We start from the raw sequence: 25,404 nt of genomic DNA, 5'->3' as shown, positions 1-25,404 counted from the left end.
GCCTTGGCGGGAATTTGGCGTCAGCAGGTTATAAACTATACATCTATATATAAAACTCGCTGTATTTTGCTGTGAAATTTCTTCGCTACATTCTAACCTTGCTTGAGAGTCATACCGTGATTGGTATAACCTGTATGGTATTCATTTTAGATAAATTAAATACTGAGCGACGGAGGAGAATATTTCGAAGATTTTCCAGAACGATAGATCACTTATACAAAAGAATATCTTTGATAAATATCAATATCTTGTATTTTACGTAAAGATGGATTTTTACTATGCAATAACTGTGTGGTCTCGATAATTAATTCTTCTAAATCATATCCTTGAATGGTTCTTCCAAGTAGGAAAGAGACAGTGTAATCGGTCCAGTTTGTCCCATGTTCTGAAGCTATTTTTTCTGCTAGCTCTATAATCGTCCATGCCTCGCTTTCGGATAAATAACCACTCCAAAAGCACCATTTAGCCAATGAAACGGCACGACAAATATCCCATGCGTAGGTAGATTGTGTTTGTAGAACCAAGGAAAGATCTATTTTTAACGCTTTGGCTATTTGCTTTTGGATTTTACTTAAATCTTCAGACGGTTGCTGTAATAACGCATCAATTTGCTGACTTCGTTGCAATTCAAGTAGATTTTTTAATGCCTCTTTGGCTTCCTCCGCATTGCTAATCTCCCATTGTTGAGCTAATTCATGTTTAAACTGGCTCAAATCTATATCGTCTGGATAAAATTTTAAAATCTTTTCTCCACGATAATAAAAAAGAATCGCACCCAAGGCCAATCTCTTTTCTTGTTGCTTGGTTAATGGTTTTTCAACATTGTTGAGCTTGAAGTCATCAAAACTTTTTTGCTTTCTTTTTTTCATGATTGTACTTAAGACAACCATGTAAACAATGAATACGCAGGCGATTCCACCGATGATCAAATAAATATTCGTGTTCATTTATTCCCCTTTCTATGATGATGTTGATGTGTCTGAAAATAGAGATTTTTTATGGTAGAGCAAAAAATCAACGGCACTTTATCATGAATAAAAAATGAAATACTTCTTTAGATAATTAAATTAATAGAATTTACCGTGCGTTATTTTTAATACTAGGTATGTCGAGCGTTTAAGCTGTATATAATAAATTTTATCAGATCTTGTCACGATTACCCTTAAGTGTTTTAGACGTGCAACTGCATTTTTAAGAAAAAGGGCGTGCATGTTTTGACAATAACTTAATCTCTAACAGTGTTTAATTATGGAAGACATATCAATATTTAGTTTGCTTTTTTCAGGGGTGATTTCTAGCTTTGGCATGTCACTTCCAGATAACGAAAGATTCGCGTTTATTCCAGAGCGTGGAAAGCCTATGGTCTTTACTGGAACAGTGGGTAAAGGTCTTTCAAGTGCGGAAAATACAGAGGCCGAGCTTAAAGCGCATGTTTTAAGGCTAGATAAGCCAGTGTTTTTTAAAGGGGCCGTTTGTGGTGAAATTACACAGAAAAGAATAGCTTTAAATCATTCTGATGTTGCTGTATTTCAAGGTGAGCGTGTCATTATTGAAGGGATAGTTTTGTGTAATATTCAGACTCAGAAAGAATATTATATAAATGACTTTAGTATCAAACGGGTTGCTGAATAACTTTAAGTTGATAATAAGTCTTATTAAAATAAAGTTACCTAAAATCTAGAACATACAAAGCTCAATAATGTTATTAATAGGCCCTTTCATAAATATGAAAATACGCTTTGTCTTTCTCGTATTCGGTGTAATGAAAAGATTTATGAAAGCGGTCTATTAAATTTAGAATGAATAGTCACTTAACTTTGCGATCTGAGTAAAAGAGAGTATAAGATATATACTTGAATATTTGATTAGAAACTTAATGTGAGTAAAAATATGTCGACAAAATTTATAATTCGCTTTGCAGGTGTTCTTTTACTAATTTTGATACTCGCTGCACTTTGTATTCAATTGTTCTCTACGCCAGCAATAACCGTTGTCATGTGGATTTTTGCAATGCCAATTATTCTTGCAGTTCCTATTTTGGCTTCTGTAGTCTTGGCAAAAGATGCAGAACTTGAAGAGTCAGTTTAATCACAGTCATTGGCTAAAATAAGCGTTTAGTGAAAGTGGAGCCCATCGTCAGATGGGCTTTTTATTTGTCAAAGCCAATTTAAAATAAAGTATTACGAGTATGTTTGTTTAGGTGCTTTTTGTTGCATAGACAATCTCTAGACTTATTTTTTGATATATTTTATTTTTAAAATTTAGCTGTTGAATCAGATGAAAAAAATTATTTATATTCTATTGGCTGTTACTGCAACTGGATTGACAGCCTGTTCAAATATTGCAAATAAAACAGAAGCTAACTCAATGAAAATCAATATGGCAAATCCTGCGAGTCAATATTGTGTCGATCAAGGTGGAGAATTAAAAATTAAAACTGATGCTGAAGGTGGTCAGTCTGGTTATTGTTATCTTCCAAATGGGCAGGTGGTTGAAGAGTGGGAGTTTATGCGAAGCAATCAGCCTCAATAATAATTTCCAATGAAATTGAAATACAAACCATCTTCGGATGGTTTTTATTTTAAAAGCAATGATAAAGGATGATTAGAATATAAGTCTGGGTGTAAGGTGTTGTTCAAATTCAATAAATCCATTCTAGAGCAGTTTAAAGCTAGAGATCGTTTGGTTGGAGTAATGCAAAACACAGTTATTCCAATGTTCTTGATCAATCGAAAAAATGCCCCAAACGCTGGCATATATATGACGCAGCAGTATTGTCGATTAATAGATCATCCCAAGCTGCTAGCACTGGATGATGTTGCGCATTGGCCGCAATGGCAATCACCAGATCAAATCATTCAAAAGTTTATTAATGTACTTTCAATATAATTCTCATCTGTTGTGAACAGATTTATACCGTCATCTAAGCTTCATATAAACAGGATAAAATTTTATTGCTTGAATTTATTAAATCATGATTATTGGGGTAGAAAATGTTAAACATTAAATCGCTGTGTGTGATTGCCTTGGCTTCTTCTGCATTGCTGCTTGCGGCATGTGGTAAAAAAGATGCAGCTCAAAATGTAGAAAGCCAAGCTGCAAGTCATGCAAATGCAGCACCGGAAACTGTTGAGCAATCCGCACCAGCACCTGAGATGAGTGCTGATCAACCAGCAGTAGAGTCTGCACCTGCTACAGAACAGTCACCTGCTGAAACTGAAGCGATTAATGCAATCGATAAGCCTTCTTAATCTGAAAATAAAGAGGCAAGTTGAATTGATAAAGCCCATTTTGTGAATGGGCTTTTTATGTAAAATTTAAAAAATCTAAATAAAAAACCAAGTACGGGTACTGAAAAAAGATAAACCGAATTTAAAAAATAACGGATTTGATGAATATTATTGAACAATAAGTAGTGGGGGAGGCCAGATTTAAATGAAATATAAGTTTGGATATAAAAAAAACCCACCGAAGTGGGTTAAATTGTTACCGAAGTAACTAAATGAAGTTTCATTAAACAATATCTCTGTACACGACAAATTTCACAGAACCCTTATCCTATCAGGGTTCTGCCTTCTTAAAATTGCCAAAATTTCCTTAAACTCTTCTTTTTTCCCAAAACCAATTAAACGCTGAATCGCCATTTGAACATAGTCTAAACCATAGCGAAATAAACTCATTGAGAGTCGTCCATGCTTCTTTATTTTTATCACTTTTTTTTGATCATGTTGCCATTCACCCGTTAAGTAACACCAACAGAAGCTTATAGCTAACACCGCAATCAATTTTTTCACTCGTCTAGGGTCTGTCAAGCGCGTATTTTCAAGATTAAACCCGCGTCCTTTGAGACAACTGAATAAGGTTTCAATTTCCCAGCGTAATGCATAATCCTGAATAGCATTGGCATTAAACTGAGGAGAAACGACGAGTAAAAGCTCTCCATTTTCTAACTGTAGTGCACTTATATATAGTTTCACCCGACCAACCAAAATCCGTCGTTTACGACATTCAATTTGACCAACTTTAAGATGGCGAAATAAATCACTAATTTTATGATTCTTTCCTAAATGATTGGTGACAATGAAGTTTTTTTAACACGAATGCAGAAGTTGATGTCTTGTTCAATTAACCATGTAAACCACTGCTCACCGATAAACTCTCTGTCTGCGAACACATTCACAATACGGTCTTTACCAAAAATGGCTATAAAGCGTTGAATCAAAGCAATACGCTCTTTCGTATCTGAATTTCCACGTTTATTAAGCAATGTCCAAAGGATAGGTATCGCTATTCCACGATAAACGATTGCGAGCATCAGGATATTAATATTTCGTTTTCCCCATTTCCAATTGGTTCTATCTAAAGTCAGTTGCACTTGGTCGAATGAAAACATATTGAAAATCAACTGAGAAATTTGACGATAATCAAAATACTGACCTGCAAAGAAGCGCTGCATACGTCGATAAAATGATTGTGGTAAGCACTTGATGGGCAAGGCTTTAGATGCAGAAGAAAGATTACATGTTTGCTTTAAAATAATCACAAGCATGATGAGCGCAAAGCACTTTAAATGTGACTTGTTCCATTTTAGATATTTGTTTAAGATAAGATATAACTCATTGAGATGTGTCATAGTATTCGTCGTTAGAAAACAATTATTATGACATTATTTCAATGAGTTATCTATTTTTGTCGTGTACAGAGAAACAATATAAAAGAAAATGCATCTATTAGACTTTAGCTTAGCAAGTAATTTGCTGATTGTTAAAATTAGCTGCTAATCAGGTTTTTATTTTCTAGGGCTTTACGTAGATAAGGATCCAAATCTTCTTGGCGTAATAGCCATTGCACATAATCACCTGGGAGATCTTTAATTGCTGTTCCCCGATGTTTGCCAAAGGTAATGCTTTTCGGAATACGAGCCTCCTCGGAAGCTGTATAAAGTTCTTCAATATTTTGAATATTTAAGTGATGTACGATATGCATCAAAATATTGGCAGTTAAAATAATATCAGCATCGGCACGATGTGCGCCTTTGAGCATACTGCGGGCTTTTTCACTGCCTTGACTGATTTGGTAGATGAGAGCAGAGATATTGTGGGCTTCAACATCTGGCCAAACGGCACGGGCCAAAGCGAGGGTACAGATTGCTTTAATATGATCAGTATTAACACCACATTGTTGAATTGCACGAATATCGTAGTCAATATTGTGACCAATGATATAGCGTGTGTCTGCAGGAAGTTGAAACTCACGGTAGCTTGGTTTGCCGATTAGATCAGATTCTAAAATATGATGTACAGCCATTGAGCCAAAAGAGATTTTCTCATCACCAATACTATAAAGCTGATCAAACATCTGCTGGCGATCTAAGCTTAATTGAGCGTGATGAATCTCAATTGGGGCATAGGCAATTTCAATCGGTAAGCCATTTAAGCTATGCGTTTCTGTGTCGAGAATAATAGCCTGCATATCAATATACCTAAGTGGAGGTCTGTTTTTTAATTTACCTGATCTGATTCGATCATACAAACCAAGAGTTGATTGGAGCTGTATAGTGAATAGGCGAACAAATCAGCTTTTACCAATGATTGGGATAATAAAGTACATTTTAAAGTAAGTTAGTATAAATAAGCTGCGAAAATATAGAAATATTTAATAAAACTATTGGGTTAATTTGTTTTTAAATCACTTATATAGATGAATAATTTTAATTTAATAATGATCAAAGTTCATTCTGTATAATGGCAAACTTCATGGTACAATGTGCGCCAATCTGAGCACGGCTTCACAGCCTTTTTTAATTAGGATTTCGCTAATGTTTGCCAATATTTCTATTTCTGAATTTGACCCAGAACTAGCTCAAGCAATCACTGCTGAAGATGCGCGTCAAGAAGCGCATATTGAGTTAATCGCATCTGAAAACTACTGTTCTCCAGCGGTGATGGAAGCACAAGGATCGAAGCTTACCAACAAATATGCAGAAGGTTACCCAGGTAAACGCTATTATGGCGGCTGTGAATATGTTGACGTGATTGAGCAACTTGCAATTGATCGTGCAAAAGAATTGTTTGGTGCAGACTATGCAAACGTTCAACCGCATGCGGGTTCACAAGCAAACGCTGCAGTTTACCTTGCATTGCTTAACCCAGGCGACACCGTTTTAGGTATGAGCTTGGCGCATGGTGGTCACTTGACACACGGTGCTAAAGTTAGCTTTTCAGGTAAAACATATAATGCAATTCAGTACGGTTTAAATACTGAGACTGGCGAAATTGATTATGAAGAAGTTGAGCGTTTGGCTTTAGAACATAAACCACGTATGATCGTTGCTGGTTTCTCTGCTTATAGTCAAATCATCGATTGGCAACGTTTCCGTGATATCGCGGATAAAGTTGGCGCTTACTTGTTTGTTGATATGGCACACGTTGCTGGTTTAGTTGCTGCGGGTGTTTACCCAAGCCCAGTAAACATTGCTGACGTAACCACAACCACAACGCATAAAACACTTCGTGGTCCACGCTCTGGTCTAATTTTAGCTAAAGCAAACGAAGAGATTGAGAAAAAATTACAATCTGCAGTATTCCCAGGCAACCAAGGTGGTCCTTTGGTTCATGCGATTGCTGCAAAAGCGATTTGCTTTAAAGAAGCAATGACTCCTGAATATAAAGTTTATCAACAACAAGTTGTTAAAAATGCTCAAGCAATGGCTGAAGTATTGATTGCACGTGGTTATGATATCGTTTCTGGCGGTACTGAAAACCACCTATTCCTGTTGTCGTTGATTAAACAAGATGTGACCGGTAAAGAAGCAGATGCATGGTTAGGTGCTGCGAATATTACCGTGAATAAAAACTCTGTACCAAATGATCCACGCTCACCATTTGTGACTTCTGGTATTCGTATCGGTACGCCTGCTGTGACCACACGTGGTTTTGCTGAAGCGGAAGTTCGTGAATTGGCAGGTTGGATTGCTGATATTCTAGATAGCAAAGGTGACCAAGCGGTAATCGATGCAGTTAAAGTGAAAGCTGAAGCGGTCTGCGCTAAATTCCCTGTTTATGCATAATTGAAAAACTTGAGAAAGCCCCCCTCAAGGGGGCTTTTTTTATAAAGCGTTAAAAGTAAAAAAAGTAGTTTTAAATTTAACGACTGCTTTTGTTGTAATCTGTTATAAATAATTCATACGTTAATTCAAATATGACGATGTTATTCAGGGCAATATGGCCTGTGAAATTTCGAGTTTTAAGGAGTCGCTAAGATGGCTAAACCAAGTATTATTATTTCATCACAAGATTTACAGCGTTTGGAAACAATGTTAGAGCATCAGGCTAAATTGACGCCTACAATGCAACATTTGGAAGATGAATTGGCACGTGCACAAGTCGTTGAACCGAAAGACATTCCATCGAATGTGGTCAGCATGAATGCAAAAGTGATGATTCAAATTGCGCCTGCGACTGAAGCGACTGAAATTACCTTGGTTTATCCGCATGATTTCCGTGGTGAAAAAGGACAGGTTAATATTGTTGCCCCTGTTGGTGCTGCAATTTTAGGTTTGGCAGAAGGTCAAGAAATTGAATGGCCACAGCCTGATGGACATATGATGAAAGTGAAAATTGAAAAAGTTGTTTTCCAGCCAGAAAGAGAAGGCGACTTTTTATAATGGCTGCACACAGTATGATGCAATTAGCCAAGTGATCAAGCGCGTTAAAAGTATTAAAAAAGCAGCTCTATTGGAAATCGAGCTGCTTTTTTTGTGGCTAGGATTTGCATATGACTAAGTTGGCTAGCGTCATATTTTTCGGCATTCTGTGATTTCTATCGCTGAGCCTTAAAAACCAGAAGTATGCCCTTTACTTGGATATTTAAACAGATGCTCGAGTTGAAGTTGAAACTTCTGCTGTGGTGCTAAAGCAATGATCCATTGGTTAATATTCGGTTGGCCTTGCCAGGTCGTTGTTGATGGTTTGATGCTATAGCTGCTTTGCGTGCTCAATTGGCTTTGACGACTTTGTGGCACAGCATCAAAGAGGCTGACTTGAACCGGATAGTTATGCAGGTTTTGGATGACGTACTGCTGTTTTTGCAAAGTCTCCGCTTGAGTTTTGCCCATCATATTTTTTTTGTCTACTAGATCAACAACCTTGACCTGAATCTGCTCATCGACTCCAAAATTCATGTTGAGTTTTTCATCTGGGCTATTGTTCCAAGCACGTTGTCCAATATAGTCACCATCACGATATAACTTGACCATACCTGATGGCCAGTTGTTGTCGAGTGTGGAAAGTTCAGCATTAATCGTGGCTTGAGGAGACTGTCTTGGAATCACCCAAACAGACAGTGCGACAGGAAATTGCTCTGTTTTTAAAGGAAGATATATTTGTTGCTGACTGCTGGCCAGTGAGGTCTTGGTATCTGTACGAAATTCAGCGCTGTAGTTGAGTTCATTGGCTTCAAATTCAGGGAATTGTGGTGCAGCAGCTTCAACTTCAACGGTGTTATCCATTTCTATTGATTTTCTTTCTTTGGTCATTGCATAGGCCGCCATTGGCACGGGTGCAGGACGAATAATGGGTGTCGGCTCATAGTAGTTAACTGACCAAGGTTCTGGTGTAACTTGTCTCACTTGGCCTTGTGGCTGAGCAGTTGATAAAACTAATTTGACGTTGTTCCAATCTTCACCGGTTTTTTGTGAAAGCATGGCCATGCGGGTGAGGGTAATTTGTTTTTGAGCGCTGTTTAGTTCCGCTTTATAGATCGGTTGCCAACGTGCATAGGGGACGATATAGCTGATTTTAATTTCGCCTTTCTGTGCTGCTTGAACGTAGAATTTTAGACTACGTTGATTAAATTGGTGATCCCCAATTGCATTTAAATCTTGCTGTAGTTCTCTATGACGTTGTTCTAATTCTTTTTTTTGCTGAGTAGCAGCATCTATCGCGATAAATGCATCATAGGCTTGATTGCGAACTTTTGTGCCTGATCCAGTGGTTAGGTTGGTTAAAAATTTATTTTGCAATTCAGCTGCTTGAATAATGGCACGTTGTGCTGAAATCTGTGTTTCGAGCAGTTTAATTTCATTTTTGAGTTGATGTGATTCTTGCCCAGCGGGTTTATTTAATGCGCTATCTTGATGTGATACTGCATTGACATCGATATTTGAGGTTTGATATTGCAATTGTGATATATCAAAATTTGCAGGAAGTCCGTCTAAAGTCACCAAGTGTTCACCAGCTTTGACCGGAATACTTCGTTCAATTTTTGCTGAATTGGGATATAAAGTGACCTGTTGAATGGGGGCTTCACTTAGGCTGAGTGCATAAACAGTGGTTGAAAGAGCACTATAAAGTGGAACAAAAAGAAGTGTCGATGTTATTTTCACGGGAGCGTCCAAGTCACATTTTAAAGCATTATGCATGAATGACGGACTAGATATAAATAGTAGAACCAAATTGATTACAACTATTTAAATTTAATGGGAAAACTAAGGCTGAACAATTAGGCTGTACAAGCTTCGGGGTTTAATCGCATCTTCTTCGTTTTAGATTTAAGTGATTGGTCATTTAAGTTATCGAGTACTTAAGTTATTTAGGGTCGGTATTGCTGAGATATTTTTGGAGGTATTGTCCTCGAATTTCAGCGCGCTGTTCAGCAGTGGTCGCTTTGTCGAGTTTTTTGCGCATGGTGTGACGTTCATCACTGCTCATTTGTTGCCAAGCTTCCCGCATTTTTTGTTTTTCTTGTTCTGGAAGTTGGGTGAACCAATCCATCCGCTGTTGCAGGGAAACGCTTTGGGTTTCTGGAATTTCTTTTAAATTTTGGTAGCGTTTAATTAGGGCACGTTGTTCATCTTCTGACAAAGTGTCCCATGCTTCAATCTGCGTATTGGGATTTTTTGAGAAAATCCAAAAGCGGTCAAAACCAGCAAAGCTGGTTTGTAAGAAACTCAATGCACAACATGCCAATATAAAACGTTTAGCTGCCATGTGACGTTTTATCCTCAGCAAAAACAGAAAGCATTTCCAAATCTTCGACCATTTGAGGGGAAAGTTTTGGTGTGGTAATCGCTTGTTGGGTATAGGGCTTACTGTTGAGCTGCATGACGTTCGGGACAACCATGACGCCCATAATTGCTGCGGTGACCGCAAAACCTGTCATTTTCCAAAGACCAAGATAGGATCTTGGTTTATTTCCAATTTCAGTAAGTACTTTTTCCATCACTACGGCTTTATTGCGATGCTCATGAGCAAGCGTATCTAGCTTTTTGGTGACTTGTTGGTTGAAAAGATCATTCTTCATTCGGTGTACCTCTCATAAATGGATCTAAATGAGATAGCGTTGTTCTTAGGGCTTTTATGGCACGGTGATAATGGGTTTTCACGCTTCCCTCACTACAACTCATGATTTGAGCGGTGGTCTGCGTATCAAAACCTTCCCAAGCACGTAACATAAAGGCTTGTTGTTGGCGAACAGGTAGTTTTGCGATTGCCGCTTGAATTTCTTCAACGGTGACTGCCTGATCTAAAAATGCTAATGGATTTGGGGTTGATTCATCAATGATGTCTAAAGCATCTTCGTCGTCTGAATCTAAATTTAATTTACGGAATAAGGAAAAGGGCGAGGCACGTCGGGCTTCTTTGCGGCGCCAATCTTGTAGTTTATTGGTGAGGATGGTGTAAAACAACGGATACCATTCGTCTGTATCTTTTTCGGCATAGGCTTTGTGCAGGGAAATAAAGGCTTCCTGCACCAAATCCATCGCAATGCCATGATGTCCTTGGGTTGCGCTTTCCATCATCACGAGGGCACGACCAGTCACGTCTTGCATAAAAAACTTAAGACGTTGTTCAGCGGTACTCTGTTGAGTACTGCTGCTTTCAGACTGTGACTGTTTAGGTGCTAAATCCATAGAGATGGAAAGTCCCGACATTGGGTGCCCACCGATTTTTAATTCGTTAACTCAATTAACGCTTAAATATCGGATTCGGTTGACATCGTGAACAAATATTTTAAACAGTGTAAATGATTTTGATGAAACTTTGAGGGTAAATTAAATAATTTAACCAATTAAACCCGTTGTCGAACCATTTCAAATAAACAGATAGAGCCAGCAATTGCGACATTGAGTGATTCTTGTCCACCGGGTTGCGGAATTGAAATCGCTTGTGCGTGTTGCAAAGCAAATTCAGAAACCCCTTGGCCTTCATTGCCCAAAATCAAAACACACTGCGCTTTAAGATCTTTGCTATATAAACTTGAAGCTTGATGCGAGCTGGTGGCATACACAGGAATCTTAAACTGATCTAGAATTTGATCAAGTTTAATGTTTTCATAGGTATGCAATGAAAAGTGTGCACCCATACCAGCACGTAGTACGCGTGGTGACCAGAGGGCAGCAGTGCCTTGGGTTGCGACAATTTGATCAAAACCGGCCGCAGCAGCGGAGCGAAGTAAAGTTCCGACATTGCCTGGATCTTGAATATTTTCAAGAATAAGTGTGTCTTGAGTAAAATCTAAGCTGTGTCGTGATTGCGGTAAATCAATAATCGCGAGACAAGCTACAGTATTGGTCAATGGGCTTAAATCACGATAGAGTACTTCACTGATTACAAAGATATGGCAACTGTCGAGATCAATTAATTTTTGTAGATCAGGGTGCTGTAACGCTGCTTCTGTACTAAAAATTGAATTGAGCTTATGACCTTGCGCGATCCATGCTTCGCATAAGTGGTTACCCTCAAGGATGGTTTGTCCTTGCTTTTTACGATAGCTGGCTTGTTGAATTAAGCCACGTAGGTGCTTGATTTTGGGGTTTTCTTTAGATTCTAAAAAGATAATAGACATCGTACACAGGTCCAAGGAAGTCAGCTTAAACACTGACTTCCATTGTAGATTAAAGGTGGTATTGGGTGACTAAATCAACTTCATTTTTAGAGCCAATCACGACAGGCACACGTTGATGCAATTCAGTCGGTTGAATATCTAAAATACGAACACGTCCAGTGGTTGACGCTCCGCCAGCTTGCTCGATCAGCATGCTCATTGGATTGGCTTCATACATTAAACGTAAGCGGCCTGCTTTGCTTGGATCTTTGCGGTCATAAGGATAGAGGAAAATACCGCTACGACATAAAATACGGTGAATATCACCAACCATACAAGCCACCCAACGCATATTAAAATCTTTGCCACGTCCTGCAGTTTTACCCAGTTGTAGCTCTTCGATATAACGTTGAACTGGTGCTTCCCAGTGACGTTGATTTGAGGCATTAATTGCAAACTCTTGAGTATCCGCAGCCACTTGAATATTTTCAGTGGTGAGGAAGTATTCTTGCGTTTTTGGATCGAGCGTGAATGCAACCACGCCAGTACCAACGGTCAAAACCAACATGGTTGATGGACCATAAAGCACGTAGCCAGCAGCAACCTGTTCCGTACCTGCTTGAAGGAAGTCTTCAGCTTGTGTCACTGCATTTTTTGCAGGCAGAATAGAGAAAATTGTACCGACACACATATTGATGTCGATATTGCTTGAGCCATCTAATGGATCGAACAAAACCAAATATTCGCCATTTGCTTGTGCAGGGGTGAACTCATCAAGTTCTTCAGAAGCCAAGCCACCCACGTGTTGATGAACTTTTAATGCATCAATCAGATAGTCATTGGAAATGATATCCAGTTTTTTCTGAGTTTCACCTTGAACATTTTCATGCTCAGCACTGCCAAGAATGCCAGCGAGCGCACCGCTTTGAAGGGCTTGATCAATCGTTTTACAAGTGTCGGCGATCGTGTTGATAACATCAGCCAACGCAGGTGTTAAATTCCCTTGTTGTAATGCTAAATATTGGGAAAGTGTACGATAAGCCATAGCGAGATTGCTCCAAGAACCGAAAAAAAGGGGTAAATCAATAATGCCGGCTATTTTAGATGAGTTCGCACTAAAATAGAAACAATACCCGTTATTTGTGCTTATTTTAAACTTGCAACTCAGTTAGAACCTGCTATGTTGATTAAAGCGGTGTCAAAGTACAAGGAGTATGCCCATGACAACCAAAACCTTTGATGCGATGCCATCATCTACCGAAGCGATTGATCTTCAAGATATTAGTAGCGAAAGTGTCAAGAATGCTTGGAAAGATTACGCAGATAAACCTGAGTATAAAACATTCAACAAACATGACATGATTGAGTCAATGCAAGTCAAACCGCCAGAGCAAGAATAATCTGTTTTTTAATAAAAAAGCGCCCATCTTAAATGAGCGCTTTTTTTGATAGATTGCTGTGTATTGACACGTCAATCGACTTCTTGCGTATTGCTTATTTTAAAAGTGGTGGGACTGCTTCATAGTTCAATTCTACGCGACGGTTTTCTTTCCATGCAGCTTCGTTATGACCCAGATTAACTGGCATTTCTTTACCATAACTGACGGCTTCAAGTTGACCTGGATTTACGCCATTGGTGATTAGGTAGCTTTGTACCGCTTTTGCACGACGTTCGCCAAGTGCCATATTGTATTCACGCGTACCACGTTCATCTGTATGACCAGTTAATGCAATTTTAGAGTTCGCATTGGCCATGAGGAACTGTGCATGTGCTTGTAGCGTGCGGTAGTCATCATTTGAAAGGTCGCTGCTGTCATAGTCAAAATGTACAACACGTTTGGCTAAAAATGCTTTATTGGCTTCGGTCACACCTTTAGAAGACGCACCCGCAAGACTTTGTGCACTGAGCGCTGCATCTTCACTTAAGCCCGTAGTATTGACCGTGATCGCTTCGGTTGGTGTTGTGGTGCCTGAAGTAATATCGACAGCCGGTTTACGACTTGCACAGCCAGTCATAACCAGACTGAGTGCAAGTAAAGGAAAAGCTAAATATTTAATCGATTGCATGCTGTTCTCCATGAACATAATGAGTCAGTGTGAGGAAGTCGGTGTAGAGGCGTTATTTCGGTGCCCAAGCCGGTTCGCGGACTTCGCCTTGTTCACTTGGCAAATTCATACGGAAGCGCCCGTCTGTAGACATAATCGCAAGTAAACCGCGGTTGCCTTCGCGTGTTGCGTAAACTACCATTTGACCATTCGGTGAGAAACTTGGTGATTCATCTAAACTGGTTGGGGTTAAAATATTGGTAATGCCAGTTGAGATTTCTTGAATCGCAACTTTGTAATTACTGCCCGCAGGGCGGTGTACCAAAGCGACATATTTGCCATCAGCGCTGAGTGCGCCACGGGCATTAAATGCGCCTCTAAAGGTTAGGCGTTTGACTGAGCTATCGTTAAATGTATAGCGATAGATCTGTGCAGAGCCACCACGATCTGAGGTGAAAATAAAGGATTTACCATCTGGGGCATAACGCGCTTCGGTATCAATCGCGCTGTCATTGGTCATACGGGTGACTTGACGGGTATTTAAATCCATCTGGTAAATTTCAGGATTGCCATGCATCGATGCGGTGAACAGCATGGTTTGCCCATCTGGTGAAAAACTTGGCGCACCATTTAAACCGACAAATTTAGCCAAGACTTCACGTTGTCCTGTTGCCAAGTCTTGCAAATAAATGGCAGGTCGTTTGGTTTCAAAAGACACATAGGCGATTTTTTTGGCATCCGGTGTCCATGCTGGCGATAAAATTGGATCACGCGAGCTCAGTACGGTTTTGGGTTGTTCGCCATCAGTATCAGCAATTTGTAAGGTATAGCGCTGCGCAGGGGTTGCCTGATTACGCAATACATAAGCAATACGCCCCGTAAAGTCACCTTTAATCCCAGTGAGTGCTTGATAGATGGTGTCACTGATCATATGTGAGGCTGAACGTACACGCGAAGCAGGAACGGTCAACTGTTCATTTAATAAATAGCTTTGTTTTTCGACATCATACAGTTGGTAATGGATCACATAGGAGCCATCTGCTGTTGGTTTTACCTCACCAAGCACCACATAGGGAACGCCTGCGGCTTTCCATTCTGCTGCATTGACATTGTTAAGTGTCGCTGTTGCAGGCAAATTGGTTGAAGCACTGCTAAAACGTCCTGAGCGATTTAAGTCATTTTCAATAATCGGGTAAAACGCACGATCATTACTGAACGGAATGATGGCAATTTTTGGCGCTTGTTCTGGCGCTTTGGCAATTTCAAAGTAAAGCTGTGCGGAAGCGGTGGTCACGAGTGCAGGGCTAAGCGCTGCCACTATGGCCAAACCGAGAAGATGTCTAGTCATAATTTTCATTGGTCGTCATATACTCAATATATTGTTTGTTCAGTTACGTTCATTTTCTAGCATAACCGCATGATTCTAAGCTATATAAAGCACGCAATGATGAATAAAAAATGAATCAATAAATTAAAATTAAAATGATCATAATCTAGTGAATAGCATGTGTCATGCTTTTTTTGGTAGCCAAGCCGATTGTCAAAGCTGCCGTGAGCATCGGGAGACAAGATTCAAATAGATGAGATTGATTATTACTGCAAGTTTCACATTATTTAACGGTGAGGTTTGCAGTGATGTTTTTAACAGTATTTAAAAATTAATAAGGGGCAGTATCACTTGTGATGAACAATAAAAAATCCCTGCGCAGGGCAGGGATATTCTGTTTATTGCACAGTGAGTACAGTTTTAAAAGATCGCGCTAGTTTCCTTGCCTCAGGATCTGCAGGCATTGGATAGGGTGCCGCAGCACGAACTGCTTTTTCAGCACTGGCTTTTACATTGGGGTCAGATGCAATGACATTGACACTGGCAATTGAGCCGTTTTCATTTAAGACAACACTAACTGTGGCCTTTTCTCCAGTCTTGCCAAGAGGTGGATTCCAAGAAGATTTGACTTTACTTTTAAACGCACCAACAGAATTTGAAGCCGTTCTTTTCGCATTCTGCGTGTTGGTGGTTTTACTTGCACCTTCAAGTTCATCATTAATGGCTTTATCACGAGCAGCTTTGTCACGAGCAGCTTTGTCACGCGCGGCTTTATCAGCAGCAGCCTTATCACGGGCAGCTTTATCTCGAGCGGCTTTATCAGCAGCAGCCTTGTCACGTGCAGCTTTATCGCGCGCAAGTTTGTCAGCATTGGCTTTATCAGCGGCAGCCTTGTCACGTGCAGTTTTATCACGCGCAAGTTTGTCAGCATTGGCTTTATCTGCAGCAGCCTTGTCACGGGCAGCTTTATCACGTGCAAGTTTGTCAGCATTGGCTTTATCAGCAGCAGCCTTGTCACGGGCAGCTTTATCACGCGCAAGTTTGTCGGCATTGGCTTTATCAGCAGCAGCCTTGTCACGTGCAGCTTTATCGCGCGCAAGTTTGTCAGCATTTGCTTTATCAGCAGCAGCTTTGTCACGTGCAGCTTTATCACGCGCAAGTTTATCGGCATTGGCTTTGTCGCGTGCAATTTGCGCATTACGGACCTTTTCAACCGCTATGGCTTTTGCTTTTGCCGCAGCTTCAGCATTGGCTTTCGCGGTTGCTTCGGCTTGTGCGCGTTGTTGTGCTTCTTTTCTTGCTTTTTCAGCTGCTTGTTGCTGTTGTTTTACCAGTGCTTGGGCTTTGGCACGTTCAGCCGCGGTATTGGCTTGGCGTGCTTTTTCTAAGGCCGCTTGATGGGCTTTTTCAGCAGCCTCCGCTTGTTGTTTGGCTTTGGCAGCGGCTTGGGCATTGGCATTTTGTTCAGCTTGATGTTTGAGCTGCAATGCTTTTGCCGCAGCAACTGCTTGTCGTTCAGCAGGGGAAGGGCCGCTTGGCTGTGGCGCTGCGACATTTTCCTGTGCAGTTTCAGGCGCATCGGTTACTTCTACTGGCTTGGGTTCTGGCAGTGGAATATCTTCGGGTTTAATGAGAATCGTCTTAATGGGTTTTGGTGGTTCAGGAACTTTACTTAGACCCAAAAAAAGTAAACCCGTAATGGCCACCACATGCACCGCAACGGTAAACCCGAGTGCGATGATTTTTTCTTTAGAAGGTGGTTGCTTAGAATCTTTCATAACTTACTTAATCGGCTCGGTCAGTAATCCAACTTGAGTCAATCCTGCATCTTGTAATGTCGCCATGAGCCCCATTACATCACCGTAGGCTCGAGTTTGGTCACCATTGATGAGTACAGTTAATTGAGTTTTATTTTCTTGTGCCTCTGTTTGTGCTGCACTTAAAATCTCTTTTAACTGCTCAAGGGAGAGTTCTTCTTGCTTATGATCTTTATATTCTAAAAGAATTTTTCCTTCGGCATTTAACGTCACCATTGCAGGCGTATCTTCGCTCACAATCGGATTGTTGTTGGCTTGAGGAAGATCGACTTTAACCCCTGATGTGATCATCGGTGCGGTGACCATAAAAATCACCAGCAGCACCAACATGACGTCAATATAAGGCACGACATTCATATCACTTTGCAGTGGTTTTTTGATGCGTTTGAAACGACTAGAACGTTGAATTGCCATTATTCAGCTTCCTGTGTCGTATCCACAGATTGACGTTGCAGGAGTGCCATCATTTCTTCAGCGAATAAAGCGCGATCTGAATAGATCTCTTCGCCTTTTGAGGTGTAATGGTTAAATGCTAACACTGCAGGAATTGCAGCGAATAAACCAATGGCAGTTGCAATTAACGCTTCGGCAATACCTGGTGCAACGGTTGCTAAAGTCACTTGCTCAACTTGAGCCAGACCAATAAAGGCATTCATAATGCCCCAAACCGTACCAAATAAACCAATATAAGGTGCAACTGAACCGATACTGGCCAATACATTCAGACCACTTTCAAGATGGCCTTGGTCTCGGCTGAGTCCAACGCCTAAGATACGTTCAGTACCAGCAATCATTGAATTGGTTTCGGCATGGCGTTTTTTCAGTTTGAGGAATTCACCTAAACCATGATAGAAAATATCTTCTAAACCTTCGCGTTTAGAATTGACCTGCGCATTGTTGAATAAGGTATTCAACTCTGCACCAGACCAAAAGACTTTTTGAAAATGCTCATCGCCTTGACGGGCTTTTTTATAGCGCATATGCAGTTTAGCAATCACGTACCAACTGAATAGGGACGCGAGTACTAAAATTAGCATGACCGCTTGAACCACGGGGCTCGCTTGTAAGATTAGATCAGAGATGTGCAGTGAAGATTCGATTTGTGTTGCCATAGGTACATGTGCCAATCATATTTTTATGCATGGGCCAATTCCTTTTGAATTAGCTCACGAATTTGGTTTGGAAGTCTGAGCGGTTTCATTGCTGTACTGATACATGCCAACTCTACCTCGCCAGAAGCAAGCATGATTTCACCACGATAAATATTCTGTTGCAATACAAATGATGTAGATTTACAAGAAACGACGCTCGCCGTCACAGTAATGAGATCGTCCATCAGGATAGCACGCTTATATTTCAAAGAAATCTTATGTACTACAAAGTGATAATCTTTTTGATGCCAATAATGATCGATTCCAGAAGCGCGGAGCCATTCGGTACGTGCGCGTTCCATAAAACGAATGTGATTGGCGTGATAAACAATACCACCTGCATCTGTATCTTCAATATAAACGCGAATTTGGAATTCGAAATGATTGGCCATGTGAATCGAGTGTCCCTTATAAATAAGATGATGTGCTAAACCGCTTACAGCATAGTGTGAAGGCTGCGAAGTTGTTTGATGCAGATGTTTGAATATAGCGGGGAGTTTATCATAATGATTTTTGTGGCAAATGGCGCAAGAGATCAAACTGCGGTGAAGTTGAATTGCTGAAGCATATTTATACAGTGAACTGAATCGTGTATAAATTTAAACTTTCAATAGCCTAAGCATATTTAATTGTCGTGCACGCTATTGGCTTTTTAATACTTCGATGCTGCGCCTCGTTGTATGCGTATGTGTTCAAGTTAAAACCAAGAAGTGGGCCATTGGGGATACGACTGGTTGAATGACTTTGCTTGATTATTCAAGGCTCTGCTTTAATTTTGTGAAATAAGTATTACATAGTCGTTATTTAAATGAGTTGCTTTGATTTATTTAAGGAATTGGGTCGGTGTTCAGTCTTTGCATTTAAGCTGAATTAGAGCAATGGAGCAGTATCTATTTGCTTTAAAACTTTATGATGCAGATAATATAGCGAAATATAAAGCAATGTTTAGCACATGAAAAAGATATTAATTTGTTTTTTAGCCGTTATTGGTTTTGATGTAAATGCTCAAGAGATTGACTATAGCGTGGCATGTGCAAAATTTAATGAGTCAGCTAGGCTTGTTATGACCCAAAGGCAAGAAGGATTAACATCTCTTGAGCTAATAATACAAACATTCGAGAGCATAGAAGAGCAATACAGTGGGAATATGAAGCTAAGGCAGAGAGCCCTAGATGGCATCATGAATCTCGTTGAAAGGGCTTATGAAGTTCCAGTACATGAATCTGAAAATGATAAATTAATTGCTATTGAAAAATTTGGTGCTGATGTAGAGGATCTCTGCAATAAAGATATTACCAAGCTATTAATATACAAAGCTGATTTTGGTCTAGGCTCAAAAAGATATGATGAACTTGAAAGAGATTGATCGTTAAATTGTATTCGTTCCGACTTAATCGAATGTTGCGTTGCAGAATATCGAAACATGGCAAAATAGTTGATGTAGAGAGAGTGAGTAAGGCCGAGACTGAGTAAATTGAAAGCCCCTCATTTTGGAGAAGGTATTTGCTCATTCTATTGGATGTATAAAGAATCCTAGGCAATCAGGATGTTCGTTATGATGAAATATATATTGTTAAATTATTTAATGGGGAAATATCGTAAATATCTATCTATTGCTTCAATAGTCATAAGTTTTATTATTACAGTTAGATACTATTTTATATTCAGGGCTGATTTTTACTTTCCCAGTCTTTTTTTATATTTGTTAATACCTATGCCATTGATAGTCGTACTCAATAATACCCCAGTATTTGGATCACCGTCTGTAAATGAAAACTCGAGTGATTTGGATATTTTTTTAAGATATTGCTCTTTGTTAGGAACATTATTACCATTCATTCTTGTAATATATTTGACTTTTTACCCAGAAAAGTATTTTGAATATTAGGGTTCTGTCGTATTAAAAATTCCCTAAAATGAATATTAGTCTCTAGGTAATGTTATGCAAAAATCCTCACTTTGATCTGCCCGTAGAAAGTGAGGAAATATATTCACAACTATTTTGTTTTTATGAATTTTTGAGAAGGTCTTTGCTCATTCTATTAATAGTTTGCATCACCCTGAACCTTGTATCCTTGAATTAATCTCCGAATCTGGCGTTCTGATATTTGTAATAGCTGAGTGGCTTTAGATTGTGTAATGCGCCGATCACAGATTTCTTGCAAGACTGACAATTGCTTAAGTTCTTTATCCGACATAGATACCAACATCTTAAACGGCCCGCTAAGAAAACTTCTGAAAAGAGTATTCTATAAGCGGACATTTCTATTTTGGACTTACATCTGAACTTCATATAACGCCCATTATGTTAAATTGATCCGAAATCCTTAATGCGATAGAACTCTTAGAATGTTGAAAACTGATATGAATGTTCAAAAACACTCCAAAACTGATCATAAATTATTTATTCTAAATGCTTATTTAGATTGTATGGCTACCTTAAACAGTCATACTGTATCGCATGATTTTTATATAGAGCCCATATATAACAAAGGTTCACTTCAAAATAGTCTCACAGAATTTTTTATTCGAGAATCAATAAGACACTCTGAATATAATCACTCTCCATTTTCTAAATTAAATTTTACATATGAACCAATATTAGGTTGGAAAACGCAGCTTAATAAATCCTTAAATGAATGGCTCTTTGGTGACAATTTTCAAATTTCAGATGAGCATGAGATTGTTAAAAAAAATATAATTTCAAAAATTATAGAACTTCTGGAAAGCATATTCAGAATATGAGTTAAAGCTATATTTGCTAGATAACAGCTCATTTGATGTTTGCTATCTTGATTATGTAGTTACATATCAAGATGACTATTATTATTTACACTTTTCTTGGAATGATTAGAAAATCTAAAATCAACATAATACACCTTATGCGAAATAATTATTTAAGGGGGGAGCATTACCCTCTCAGCATATTGGGAAGACTGTATTCTTATTGCTACCGACAAACGCTCTATGGTCTGTGATTTAGAGACAGGAAATTTACAGCTACATTCAGACCAAGAACAAAAAATTAAACTGTAGGGCTATGGAGCAGTTACAGGAACTGGAGAAACCCTGTGCAACAAGGGGTGACACGACCAACTAAATAACTTTGGTTAATAGTTCATTTGTTACAACAGTGGTCTTTTGCTTGATTATTCGACGCTATGCTTTAAATTTGTGAAATAAGTATTAAACAATCGCTATTTAAATGGGTTATCGTCATTGATTTAAAAGACTGCATTGGTATTCAGGTTTTATATTGAATGGCTGTTGAGGGAATGCGTGTGGCACAACAAGAAAATGTTCAAACCATTGTTTTAGAACAAGCCAGTGATCAGAAAATTAATTTAGAGTTATTACATTCCACCGATTGGGTGGTGGCCATTTCGATCTTGCTGTCTTGTGTGGTGAGTTTGATTGGCTTTTTAATCACGGCTTATATTGTGAGAAAAACCACTGAACAAACCATTGCTTCGAATAAATATTTAATCTCTGCGCAAAATGAATTGAAACTCACCGATTTAAAAAGTGACAATCTGCTGCAACTGCGAAAATTGATTGCAGAATATTATTTTCAGTTTGAATTATTTGAGAATGCTTCTGGAGTGACCATCCACAATCATTATATTTGTGAAGGGGAGGTCAGCATTGAAAAGAGTCAACACTATATTAAAGAAGATTTATATCAGCTCAATGCGTTGGCTGCAAAAATTATGATTTATCTCGATCTCAATGTTGATCATCATTTAAATATTAAGAATGATATGAAAAAAATCAACACGGCTGCGTGGGAGATCTATGTTTCTTTTGATGCCAGTTATGCCGAGGCGCAAGTGCAATTACATGACTTTAAAAAAGCATTTGAGGAACTGCAAATGCATCTGAATAATTTCGTGCTTGCTGCACAAAAAGAAATTTATGAGTTGAAGTGAAGCTGTTTGAGAATCATCTGTGCTAGGGCGATATTAGACTGCTTTCATAAAAGCGATTTAGGAAAACGGTCTAATATATCGGTCCTTCGCATTTTACGACGGATTAAAATATCGTATTTTTTTGAGCTACTTTTCTTTCGGCTCAGGTGGCGTCATACCAAACTGTAAATAGGCTTGGTTGGTGGCAATGCGACCACGTGCGGTACGCATGGCATAACCTTGCTGAATTAAATACGGCTCAATCACATCTTCAAGCGTGCCTGAATCTTCCGCCATTGCTGCCGCCAATGCTTCAACCCCAGCAGGGCCACCATCAAAACGTTCGAGTAACATGCTGAGATAACGACGGTCTAGGGTATCGAGACCATCTTTATCGACATTGAGCATGTCCAGTGCGCGTTGCGCCATTTCTTTGGTGATTTCACCATTGCCTTTGACTTGAGCATAATCACGCACCCGACGTAATAAACGGTTGGCAATCCGTGGCGTGCCACGTGCGCGCCGTGCAATTTCTAAAGCGCCATCAGAAGTTGTCGGGACATCCATTAAATTGGCAGAACGTGCCACGATATGGGTGAGGTCTTCCACCGAATAAAACTCTAAGCGTTGCACAATCCCAAAACGATCACGCAACGGCGAGGTCAATAGCCCCGCACGTGTGGTTGCTGCAACCAAGGTAAAGGGGGGCAGATCGAGCTTAATCGAGCGTGCACCGGGACCTTCACCGATCATGATGTCGAGTTGATAATCTTCCATTGCTGGATAGAGAATTTCCTCAATCACTGGGGATAGACGATGGATCTCATCAATAAACAGCACATCGCCTTCTTCAAGGTTGGTCAGGATGGCGGCAAGGTCGCCAGCACGTTCCAGCACTGGCCCAGAAGTGGACTTGAGGTTACCGCCCATTTCACGTGCAATAATATTGGCCAAGGTGGTTTTCCCCAAACCCGGTGGACCAAAAATTAAGGTGTGATCAAGCGCTTCACCACGGCCGCGTGCCGCACCAATAAAAATTTCCATTTGTTCACGCACCACTGGTTGACCAATATAGTCAGCCAATGAGGTCGGGCGAATGGCACGATCAAAATGATCTTCAGGTTTTTCAGAACCACTGATGAGGCGATCTTGCATAGGAATTGAATTCTTTATTTCATCATTGATTTAAGTGCTGCACGAATAATATCGGCAGATTCGGTAAAGTCGCCTTTGGCCGCAGCCACTGCTTTTTGTGCTTCGGCAGGTTTATAACCCAGCGATTGTAGGGCGGCTTCTGCTTCGGCAACTGGTGAATTGGCACTGAATTGAATTTGGGTGTTGGTTGAATTGGCGGGCGCTGGACTGCTTGCCAAAGCTTTAAAGCGATCACGTAACTCAATCATCAAGCGTTCAGCGGTTTTTTTACCCACGCCTGGTACTTTAATTAAGGTATTGATATCTTCAGTTTCAACCGTATGAATCAACAGTTCCACACTGAGGGTCGATAAAATTCCCAACGCCATTTTCGGGCCAACGCCATTCACTTTAAGTAGGGTACGGAAAATAATTTTATCTTGCTGTTCTAAGAAGCCATACAGTTGCTGTGCATCTTCGCGGACCACAAGATGGGTCCATAATGTGACCTTTTGACTTTTTTGCAATTGGCAAAATGTCGAAAGCGGGGTATCGACTTCATAGCCGACACCGTTGACATTTAAAAGTACAGTGGGTGCTTCTAAAGCCAAAACCTCACCGATAAGACATCCGATCATTTAATGATTCACTTCTGGGTTAGTGTAGTTAATGTATGGGTTGCTGCTTGCATAGTAGTTGCCATTTGTTCTAAACGCAAAATTGCTTTGCGCAGCATTTTGCGCTGGCGTACCGATTTGATCCATGCAGGCAGATGAAAGAAAGAACAAGCATAGCCTGCATCTATAAAAAACCGACTTTGTTGCCTTGTAACTCTTGCGCCAAATGATAAGCCTGATGATCTGAGAATTTACTCACAATATCGAGTACTTGCATAATATTGTCATAGTGATCATCGCTGAAACGTGCGCCAAAGCGATCTAAAATCGACATTAACCGACTTTCTTTAAAGCTTAAGGTTTTATGCGGGGTGGTCAGTGGAATAAAGGCATCTAAGATATGTTGCAAACTTTGATGGGCAATAATTTCCAGTCCCGACTTTTGTGGATGCTGAAAGATTTTATCGCGGGCCAGATTTTTAGCACGGTTGATCCCAACTTCAATATCTTCAGCGCAGTACTGCAATAAGCTGCCTTTCAGTTGCCCCGAAATAATCTCAAAATGATGTTTGGCGAAGGCTGTAGTAACTTCTTCAACCAAGCGTTTCATTACGCGACCCCGTAAGGCTGCGATTTTTTGCTGCCACGTACTGTGTGGCATGTGTAGTTCTTCAGGGCGTGGATAATCCCCAATCAAGTCCAAGAAGATCGGTTCAACTTCTTCATAGCTGAGCATATTTAAAATAATGCCATCTTCTAAATCGATCAGCGCATAGCAAATGTCATCGGCAGCTTCGAGCAAGTAGGTTAGCGGATGACGACAATAATGATATTCACTGAGTTTGATCAGTCCGAGTTGTTCTGCAATTTGCTTTAAAATCTCTTTTTCAGCTTGGTAACAACCAAACTTGGCACGTTGACTGGCTGGTAGATCGGCTTGTTCGGCAATGGTTTTAGACAACCATGGATATTTTAAATAGGCCCCTAAAGTGGCATAGGTCAGACGCATACCGCCATCATTGGGATGATAATCAATTTTACTGAGTAGTCTGAGTCCTTGAGCATTGCCTTCAAATTGGCGCACATCGGCTTGTTGTTCTGGACTTAAGTCTTTGAGAAAGTCGGTGTGCGAGGCATCATCAAACCATTCTCGAATCGCATATTCGCCGGCATGACCAAAGGGTGGATTGCCAATATCGTGCGCCAAACAGGCCGCTTGGATAATCGCACCAACATCGGCAGGGGAAATCCAGACGGGTAATTCTTTTTGAATTTTTTCAGCAGCCAGCATGCCCAGTGAACGACCAATACAGGACACTTCCAGTGAATGGGTCAGGCGGGTATGAATTCCATCATGCTGGGTGAGGGGATGGACTTGGGTTTTGCGATTGAGCTGCCTAAAGCTTTGAGAGAAAATAATACGATCATAATCTTTATGGAAAGGGCTACGGGCTTGTTCTGAACTTTGGGTTTTACGCCCAATTCGAACGGTTGAAAGAAGTTCTAACCAACGCATTTGCATCATTTATCATTATTCGCTATGTCTTGTCTGCCATCATGCCAAAAAAATATTTAAAG

The 25,404-nt window shown here is 40.0% G+C and carries 29 protein-coding genes and 1 pseudogene; 11 read left to right on the top strand and 19 right to left on the bottom strand.

Annotated elements, in window-relative coordinates; translation table 11 throughout:
* Window positions 1–212: 212 nt before the first annotated feature.
* Window positions 213–947, bottom strand: a complete 735-nt coding sequence (locus tag FD716_RS12365) for a DUF1266 domain-containing protein (protein WP_139852620.1) — start codon at window positions 945–947, stop codon at window positions 213–215.
* Between the two features lie 301 nt (window positions 948–1,248).
* Here FD716_RS12365 and FD716_RS12360 point away from each other — a divergent pair, with 301 nt between their 5' ends.
* From FD716_RS12360 to FD716_RS12340, 5 genes are all read left to right on the top strand, one after another.
* The gene (locus tag FD716_RS12360; RefSeq protein ID WP_139852619.1) at window positions 1,249–1,632 is read left to right on the top strand and encodes a hypothetical protein; all 384 of its coding nucleotides are present in this window, start codon (window positions 1,249–1,251) and stop codon (window positions 1,630–1,632) included.
* Window positions 1,633–1,890: 258 nt separating this feature from the next.
* Complete coding sequence (locus FD716_RS12355; protein WP_139852618.1) at window positions 1,891–2,088, top strand: hypothetical protein; 198 nt, start codon at window positions 1,891–1,893, stop codon at window positions 2,086–2,088.
* A 189-nt stretch (window positions 2,089–2,277) separates the two neighbouring features.
* Complete coding sequence (locus FD716_RS12350) at window positions 2,278–2,532, top strand: putative hemolysin (RefSeq protein WP_139852617.1); 255 nt, start codon at window positions 2,278–2,280, stop codon at window positions 2,530–2,532.
* 162 nt (window positions 2,533–2,694) lie between these two features.
* The gene (locus FD716_RS12345) at window positions 2,695–2,889 is read left to right on the top strand and encodes a hypothetical protein (RefSeq protein ID WP_139852616.1); all 195 of its coding nucleotides are present in this window, start codon (window positions 2,695–2,697) and stop codon (window positions 2,887–2,889) included.
* Window positions 2,890–2,993: 104 nt separating this feature from the next.
* Window positions 2,994–3,251 (top strand): hypothetical protein, encoded by a 258-nt coding sequence (locus FD716_RS12340; protein WP_139852615.1) that lies wholly within the window; start codon window positions 2,994–2,996, stop codon window positions 3,249–3,251.
* 291 nt (window positions 3,252–3,542) lie between these two features.
* On the opposite strand, the gene FD716_RS12335 is transcribed toward FD716_RS12340, so the two are convergent.
* Window positions 3,543–4,633 (bottom strand): IS4-like element ISAba1 family transposase gene (locus FD716_RS12335; RefSeq protein ID WP_088631513.1). Its coding sequence is split into 2 segments (ribosomal slippage): window positions 3,543–4,093 and window positions 4,093–4,633, totalling 1,092 coding nucleotides; the frame shifts between segments, so codons are not numbered across the junction.
* Between the two features lie 137 nt (window positions 4,634–4,770).
* Window positions 4,771–5,472, bottom strand: coding sequence for an exonuclease domain-containing protein (locus FD716_RS12330; RefSeq protein ID WP_139852614.1), 702 nt, complete (start codon window positions 5,470–5,472; stop codon window positions 4,771–4,773).
* A gap of 346 nt (window positions 5,473–5,818) precedes the next feature.
* Between FD716_RS12330 and glyA the strand changes: the two genes are divergently transcribed.
* Both glyA and rnk read left to right on the top strand, forming a co-directional pair.
* Complete coding sequence (gene glyA, locus FD716_RS12325; protein ID WP_139852613.1) at window positions 5,819–7,069, top strand: serine hydroxymethyltransferase; 1,251 nt, start codon at window positions 5,819–5,821, stop codon at window positions 7,067–7,069.
* A 192-nt stretch (window positions 7,070–7,261) separates the two neighbouring features.
* Window positions 7,262–7,666, top strand: a complete 405-nt coding sequence (rnk, locus tag FD716_RS12320) for a nucleoside diphosphate kinase regulator (RefSeq protein ID WP_139852612.1) — start codon at window positions 7,262–7,264, stop codon at window positions 7,664–7,666.
* A 168-nt stretch (window positions 7,667–7,834) separates the two neighbouring features.
* Here the strand turns inward: rnk and FD716_RS12315 are convergent, their stop codons facing one another.
* The 6 genes from FD716_RS12315 to FD716_RS12290 all read right to left on the bottom strand — a co-directional run bounded on the left by FD716_RS12315 (window position 7,835) and on the right by FD716_RS12290 (window position 12,871).
* A complete protein-coding gene (locus FD716_RS12315) occupies window positions 7,835–9,385 on the bottom strand; it encodes a DUF4139 domain-containing protein (protein WP_228714948.1) in 1,551 nt (516 codons plus the stop codon).
* 202 nt (window positions 9,386–9,587) lie between these two features.
* On the bottom strand, window positions 9,588–9,989 hold the full coding sequence (locus FD716_RS12310; protein ID WP_139852610.1) for a DUF3106 domain-containing protein: 402 nt from the start codon (window positions 9,987–9,989) through the stop codon (window positions 9,588–9,590).
* Window positions 9,979–10,302 carry a hypothetical protein gene (locus FD716_RS12305; RefSeq protein WP_139852609.1) on the bottom strand — a complete coding sequence of 108 codons (324 nt, stop codon included), beginning with the start codon at window positions 10,300–10,302 and terminating at the stop codon, window positions 9,979–9,981. The genes FD716_RS12310 and FD716_RS12305 overlap by 11 nt, the downstream gene beginning before the upstream one ends.
* Complete coding sequence (locus FD716_RS12300) at window positions 10,292–10,912, bottom strand: RNA polymerase sigma factor (protein ID WP_171477099.1); 621 nt, start codon at window positions 10,910–10,912, stop codon at window positions 10,292–10,294. The genes FD716_RS12305 and FD716_RS12300 overlap by 11 nt, the downstream gene beginning before the upstream one ends.
* 158 nt (window positions 10,913–11,070) lie before the next feature.
* Window positions 11,071–11,847 (bottom strand): TrmH family RNA methyltransferase, encoded by a 777-nt coding sequence (locus FD716_RS12295; RefSeq protein ID WP_139852607.1) that lies wholly within the window; start codon window positions 11,845–11,847, stop codon window positions 11,071–11,073.
* 49 nt (window positions 11,848–11,896) lie between these two features.
* Window positions 11,897–12,871: a class 1 fructose-bisphosphatase gene (locus tag FD716_RS12290; protein WP_139852606.1), complete on the bottom strand. Its 975-nt coding sequence runs from the start codon at window positions 12,869–12,871 to the stop codon at window positions 11,897–11,899.
* Window positions 12,872–13,046: 175 nt separating this feature from the next.
* Here FD716_RS12290 and FD716_RS12285 point away from each other — a divergent pair, with 175 nt between their 5' ends.
* Window positions 13,047–13,226, top strand: a complete 180-nt coding sequence (locus FD716_RS12285) for an NF038105 family protein (protein WP_139852605.1) — start codon at window positions 13,047–13,049, stop codon at window positions 13,224–13,226.
* A 94-nt stretch (window positions 13,227–13,320) separates the two neighbouring features.
* Here FD716_RS12285 and pal read toward each other — a convergent pair whose 3' ends face one another.
* The 6 genes from pal to ybgC form a co-directional block, all read right to left on the bottom strand.
* Window positions 13,321–13,893: a peptidoglycan-associated lipoprotein Pal gene (gene pal, locus FD716_RS12280; protein WP_139852604.1), complete on the bottom strand. Its 573-nt coding sequence runs from the start codon at window positions 13,891–13,893 to the stop codon at window positions 13,321–13,323.
* A gap of 52 nt (window positions 13,894–13,945) precedes the next feature.
* Window positions 13,946–15,229, bottom strand: a complete 1,284-nt coding sequence (gene tolB / locus FD716_RS12275; protein WP_139852603.1) for a Tol-Pal system beta propeller repeat protein TolB — start codon at window positions 15,227–15,229, stop codon at window positions 13,946–13,948.
* A gap of 368 nt (window positions 15,230–15,597) precedes the next feature.
* Complete coding sequence (gene tolA, locus FD716_RS12270; RefSeq protein ID WP_139852602.1) at window positions 15,598–16,977, bottom strand: cell envelope integrity protein TolA; 1,380 nt, start codon at window positions 16,975–16,977, stop codon at window positions 15,598–15,600.
* Between the two features lie 3 nt (window positions 16,978–16,980).
* On the bottom strand, window positions 16,981–17,430 hold the full coding sequence (gene tolR, locus FD716_RS12265; protein ID WP_139852601.1) for a protein TolR: 450 nt from the start codon (window positions 17,428–17,430) through the stop codon (window positions 16,981–16,983).
* A complete protein-coding gene (gene tolQ, locus FD716_RS12260) occupies window positions 17,430–18,128 on the bottom strand; it encodes a protein TolQ (RefSeq protein WP_139852600.1) in 699 nt (232 codons plus the stop codon). Before tolQ ends, tolR begins: the two co-directional genes overlap by 1 nt.
* Before the next feature lie 23 nt (window positions 18,129–18,151).
* Window positions 18,152–18,559 (bottom strand): tol-pal system-associated acyl-CoA thioesterase, encoded by a 408-nt coding sequence (gene ybgC / locus FD716_RS12255; protein WP_139852599.1) that lies wholly within the window; start codon window positions 18,557–18,559, stop codon window positions 18,152–18,154.
* 560 nt (window positions 18,560–19,119) lie between these two features.
* Between ybgC and FD716_RS12250 the strand changes: the two genes are divergently transcribed.
* The gene (locus FD716_RS12250) at window positions 19,120–19,533 is read left to right on the top strand and encodes a hypothetical protein (protein WP_139852598.1); all 414 of its coding nucleotides are present in this window, start codon (window positions 19,120–19,122) and stop codon (window positions 19,531–19,533) included.
* A 685-nt stretch (window positions 19,534–20,218) separates the two neighbouring features.
* Here the strand turns inward: FD716_RS12250 and FD716_RS12245 are convergent.
* A pseudogene (locus tag FD716_RS12245) lies at window positions 20,219–20,365 on the bottom strand (ISNCY family transposase); the annotation flags it as partial.
* A gap of 166 nt (window positions 20,366–20,531) precedes the next feature.
* Between FD716_RS12245 and FD716_RS12240 the strand changes: the two are divergent.
* Window positions 20,532–20,912: a hypothetical protein gene (locus FD716_RS12240; protein WP_139852597.1), complete on the top strand. Its 381-nt coding sequence runs from the start codon at window positions 20,532–20,534 to the stop codon at window positions 20,910–20,912.
* A gap of 515 nt (window positions 20,913–21,427) precedes the next feature.
* Window positions 21,428–22,096, top strand: coding sequence for a hypothetical protein (locus tag FD716_RS12235; protein ID WP_139852596.1), 669 nt, complete (start codon window positions 21,428–21,430; stop codon window positions 22,094–22,096).
* Window positions 22,097–22,222: 126 nt separating this feature from the next.
* Here the strand turns inward: FD716_RS12235 and ruvB are convergent, their stop codons facing one another.
* The 3 genes from ruvB to FD716_RS12220 all read right to left on the bottom strand — a co-directional run bounded on the left by ruvB (window position 22,223) and on the right by FD716_RS12220 (window position 25,351).
* Window positions 22,223–23,230 (bottom strand): Holliday junction branch migration DNA helicase RuvB, encoded by a 1,008-nt coding sequence (gene ruvB / locus FD716_RS12230; protein ID WP_139852595.1) that lies wholly within the window; start codon window positions 23,228–23,230, stop codon window positions 22,223–22,225.
* Window positions 23,231–23,244: 14 nt separating this feature from the next.
* Window positions 23,245–23,847, bottom strand: a complete 603-nt coding sequence (ruvA, locus tag FD716_RS12225; RefSeq protein WP_139852594.1) for a Holliday junction branch migration protein RuvA — start codon at window positions 23,845–23,847, stop codon at window positions 23,245–23,247.
* Between the two features lie 163 nt (window positions 23,848–24,010).
* Window positions 24,011–25,351: a deoxyguanosinetriphosphate triphosphohydrolase gene (locus FD716_RS12220; protein ID WP_139852593.1), complete on the bottom strand. Its 1,341-nt coding sequence runs from the start codon at window positions 25,349–25,351 to the stop codon at window positions 24,011–24,013.
* Window positions 25,352–25,404 lie beyond the last annotated feature (53 nt).

It is taken from the genome of Acinetobacter pullicarnis (assembly GCF_006352475.1).
Lineage (GTDB): Bacteria > Pseudomonadota > Gammaproteobacteria > Pseudomonadales > Moraxellaceae > Acinetobacter > Acinetobacter pullicarnis.
This window is presented reverse-complemented; position numbering and strand designations above follow the sequence as displayed.

What these genes read in the sequence shown, in the direction of transcription:
- FD716_RS12365 (WP_139852620.1), bottom strand. Translation starts at nt 947, where the DNA reads ATGAACACGAATATTTATTTGATCATCGGTGGAATCGCCTGCGTATTC.
- FD716_RS12360 (WP_139852619.1), top strand. Translation starts at nt 1,249, where the DNA reads ATGGAAGACATATCAATATTTAGTTTGCTTTTTTCAGGGGTGATTTCT.
- FD716_RS12355 (WP_139852618.1), top strand. Translation starts at nt 1,891, where the DNA reads ATGTCGACAAAATTTATAATTCGCTTTGCAGGTGTTCTTTTACTAATT.
- FD716_RS12350 (WP_139852617.1), top strand. Translation starts at nt 2,278, where the DNA reads ATGAAAAAAATTATTTATATTCTATTGGCTGTTACTGCAACTGGATTG.
- FD716_RS12345 (WP_139852616.1), top strand. Translation starts at nt 2,695, where the DNA reads ATGCAAAACACAGTTATTCCAATGTTCTTGATCAATCGAAAAAATGCC.
- FD716_RS12340 (WP_139852615.1), top strand. Translation starts at nt 2,994, where the DNA reads ATGTTAAACATTAAATCGCTGTGTGTGATTGCCTTGGCTTCTTCTGCA.
- FD716_RS12330 (WP_139852614.1), bottom strand. Translation starts at nt 5,472, where the DNA reads ATGCAGGCTATTATTCTCGACACAGAAACGCATAGCTTAAATGGCTTA.
- glyA (WP_139852613.1), top strand. Translation starts at nt 5,819, where the DNA reads ATGTTTGCCAATATTTCTATTTCTGAATTTGACCCAGAACTAGCTCAA.
- rnk (WP_139852612.1), top strand. Translation starts at nt 7,262, where the DNA reads ATGGCTAAACCAAGTATTATTATTTCATCACAAGATTTACAGCGTTTG.
- FD716_RS12310 (WP_139852610.1), bottom strand. Translation starts at nt 9,989, where the DNA reads ATGGCAGCTAAACGTTTTATATTGGCATGTTGTGCATTGAGTTTCTTA.
- FD716_RS12305 (WP_139852609.1), bottom strand. Translation starts at nt 10,302, where the DNA reads ATGAAGAATGATCTTTTCAACCAACAAGTCACCAAAAAGCTAGATACG.
- FD716_RS12300 (WP_171477099.1), bottom strand. Translation starts at nt 10,912, where the DNA reads ATGGATTTAGCACCTAAACAGTCACAGTCTGAAAGCAGCAGTACTCAA.
- FD716_RS12295 (WP_139852607.1), bottom strand. Translation starts at nt 11,847, where the DNA reads ATGTCTATTATCTTTTTAGAATCTAAAGAAAACCCCAAAATCAAGCAC.
- FD716_RS12290 (WP_139852606.1), bottom strand. Translation starts at nt 12,871, where the DNA reads ATGGCTTATCGTACACTTTCCCAATATTTAGCATTACAACAAGGGAAT.
- FD716_RS12285 (WP_139852605.1), top strand. Translation starts at nt 13,047, where the DNA reads ATGACAACCAAAACCTTTGATGCGATGCCATCATCTACCGAAGCGATT.
- pal (WP_139852604.1), bottom strand. Translation starts at nt 13,893, where the DNA reads ATGCAATCGATTAAATATTTAGCTTTTCCTTTACTTGCACTCAGTCTG.
- tolB (WP_139852603.1), bottom strand. Translation starts at nt 15,229, where the DNA reads ATGAAAATTATGACTAGACATCTTCTCGGTTTGGCCATAGTGGCAGCG.
- tolA (WP_139852602.1), bottom strand. Translation starts at nt 16,977, where the DNA reads ATGAAAGATTCTAAGCAACCACCTTCTAAAGAAAAAATCATCGCACTC.
- tolR (WP_139852601.1), bottom strand. Translation starts at nt 17,430, where the DNA reads ATGGCAATTCAACGTTCTAGTCGTTTCAAACGCATCAAAAAACCACTG.
- tolQ (WP_139852600.1), bottom strand. Translation starts at nt 18,128, where the DNA reads ATGGCAACACAAATCGAATCTTCACTGCACATCTCTGATCTAATCTTA.
- ybgC (WP_139852599.1), bottom strand. Translation starts at nt 18,559, where the DNA reads ATGGCCAATCATTTCGAATTCCAAATTCGCGTTTATATTGAAGATACA.
- FD716_RS12250 (WP_139852598.1), top strand. Translation starts at nt 19,120, where the DNA reads ATGAAAAAGATATTAATTTGTTTTTTAGCCGTTATTGGTTTTGATGTA.
- FD716_RS12240 (WP_139852597.1), top strand. Translation starts at nt 20,532, where the DNA reads ATGAATGTTCAAAAACACTCCAAAACTGATCATAAATTATTTATTCTA.
- FD716_RS12235 (WP_139852596.1), top strand. Translation starts at nt 21,428, where the DNA reads ATGGCTGTTGAGGGAATGCGTGTGGCACAACAAGAAAATGTTCAAACC.
- ruvB (WP_139852595.1), bottom strand. Translation starts at nt 23,230, where the DNA reads ATGCAAGATCGCCTCATCAGTGGTTCTGAAAAACCTGAAGATCATTTT.
- ruvA (WP_139852594.1), bottom strand. Translation starts at nt 23,847, where the DNA reads ATGATCGGATGTCTTATCGGTGAGGTTTTGGCTTTAGAAGCACCCACT.
- FD716_RS12220 (WP_139852593.1), bottom strand. Translation starts at nt 25,351, where the DNA reads ATGATGCAAATGCGTTGGTTAGAACTTCTTTCAACCGTTCGAATTGGG.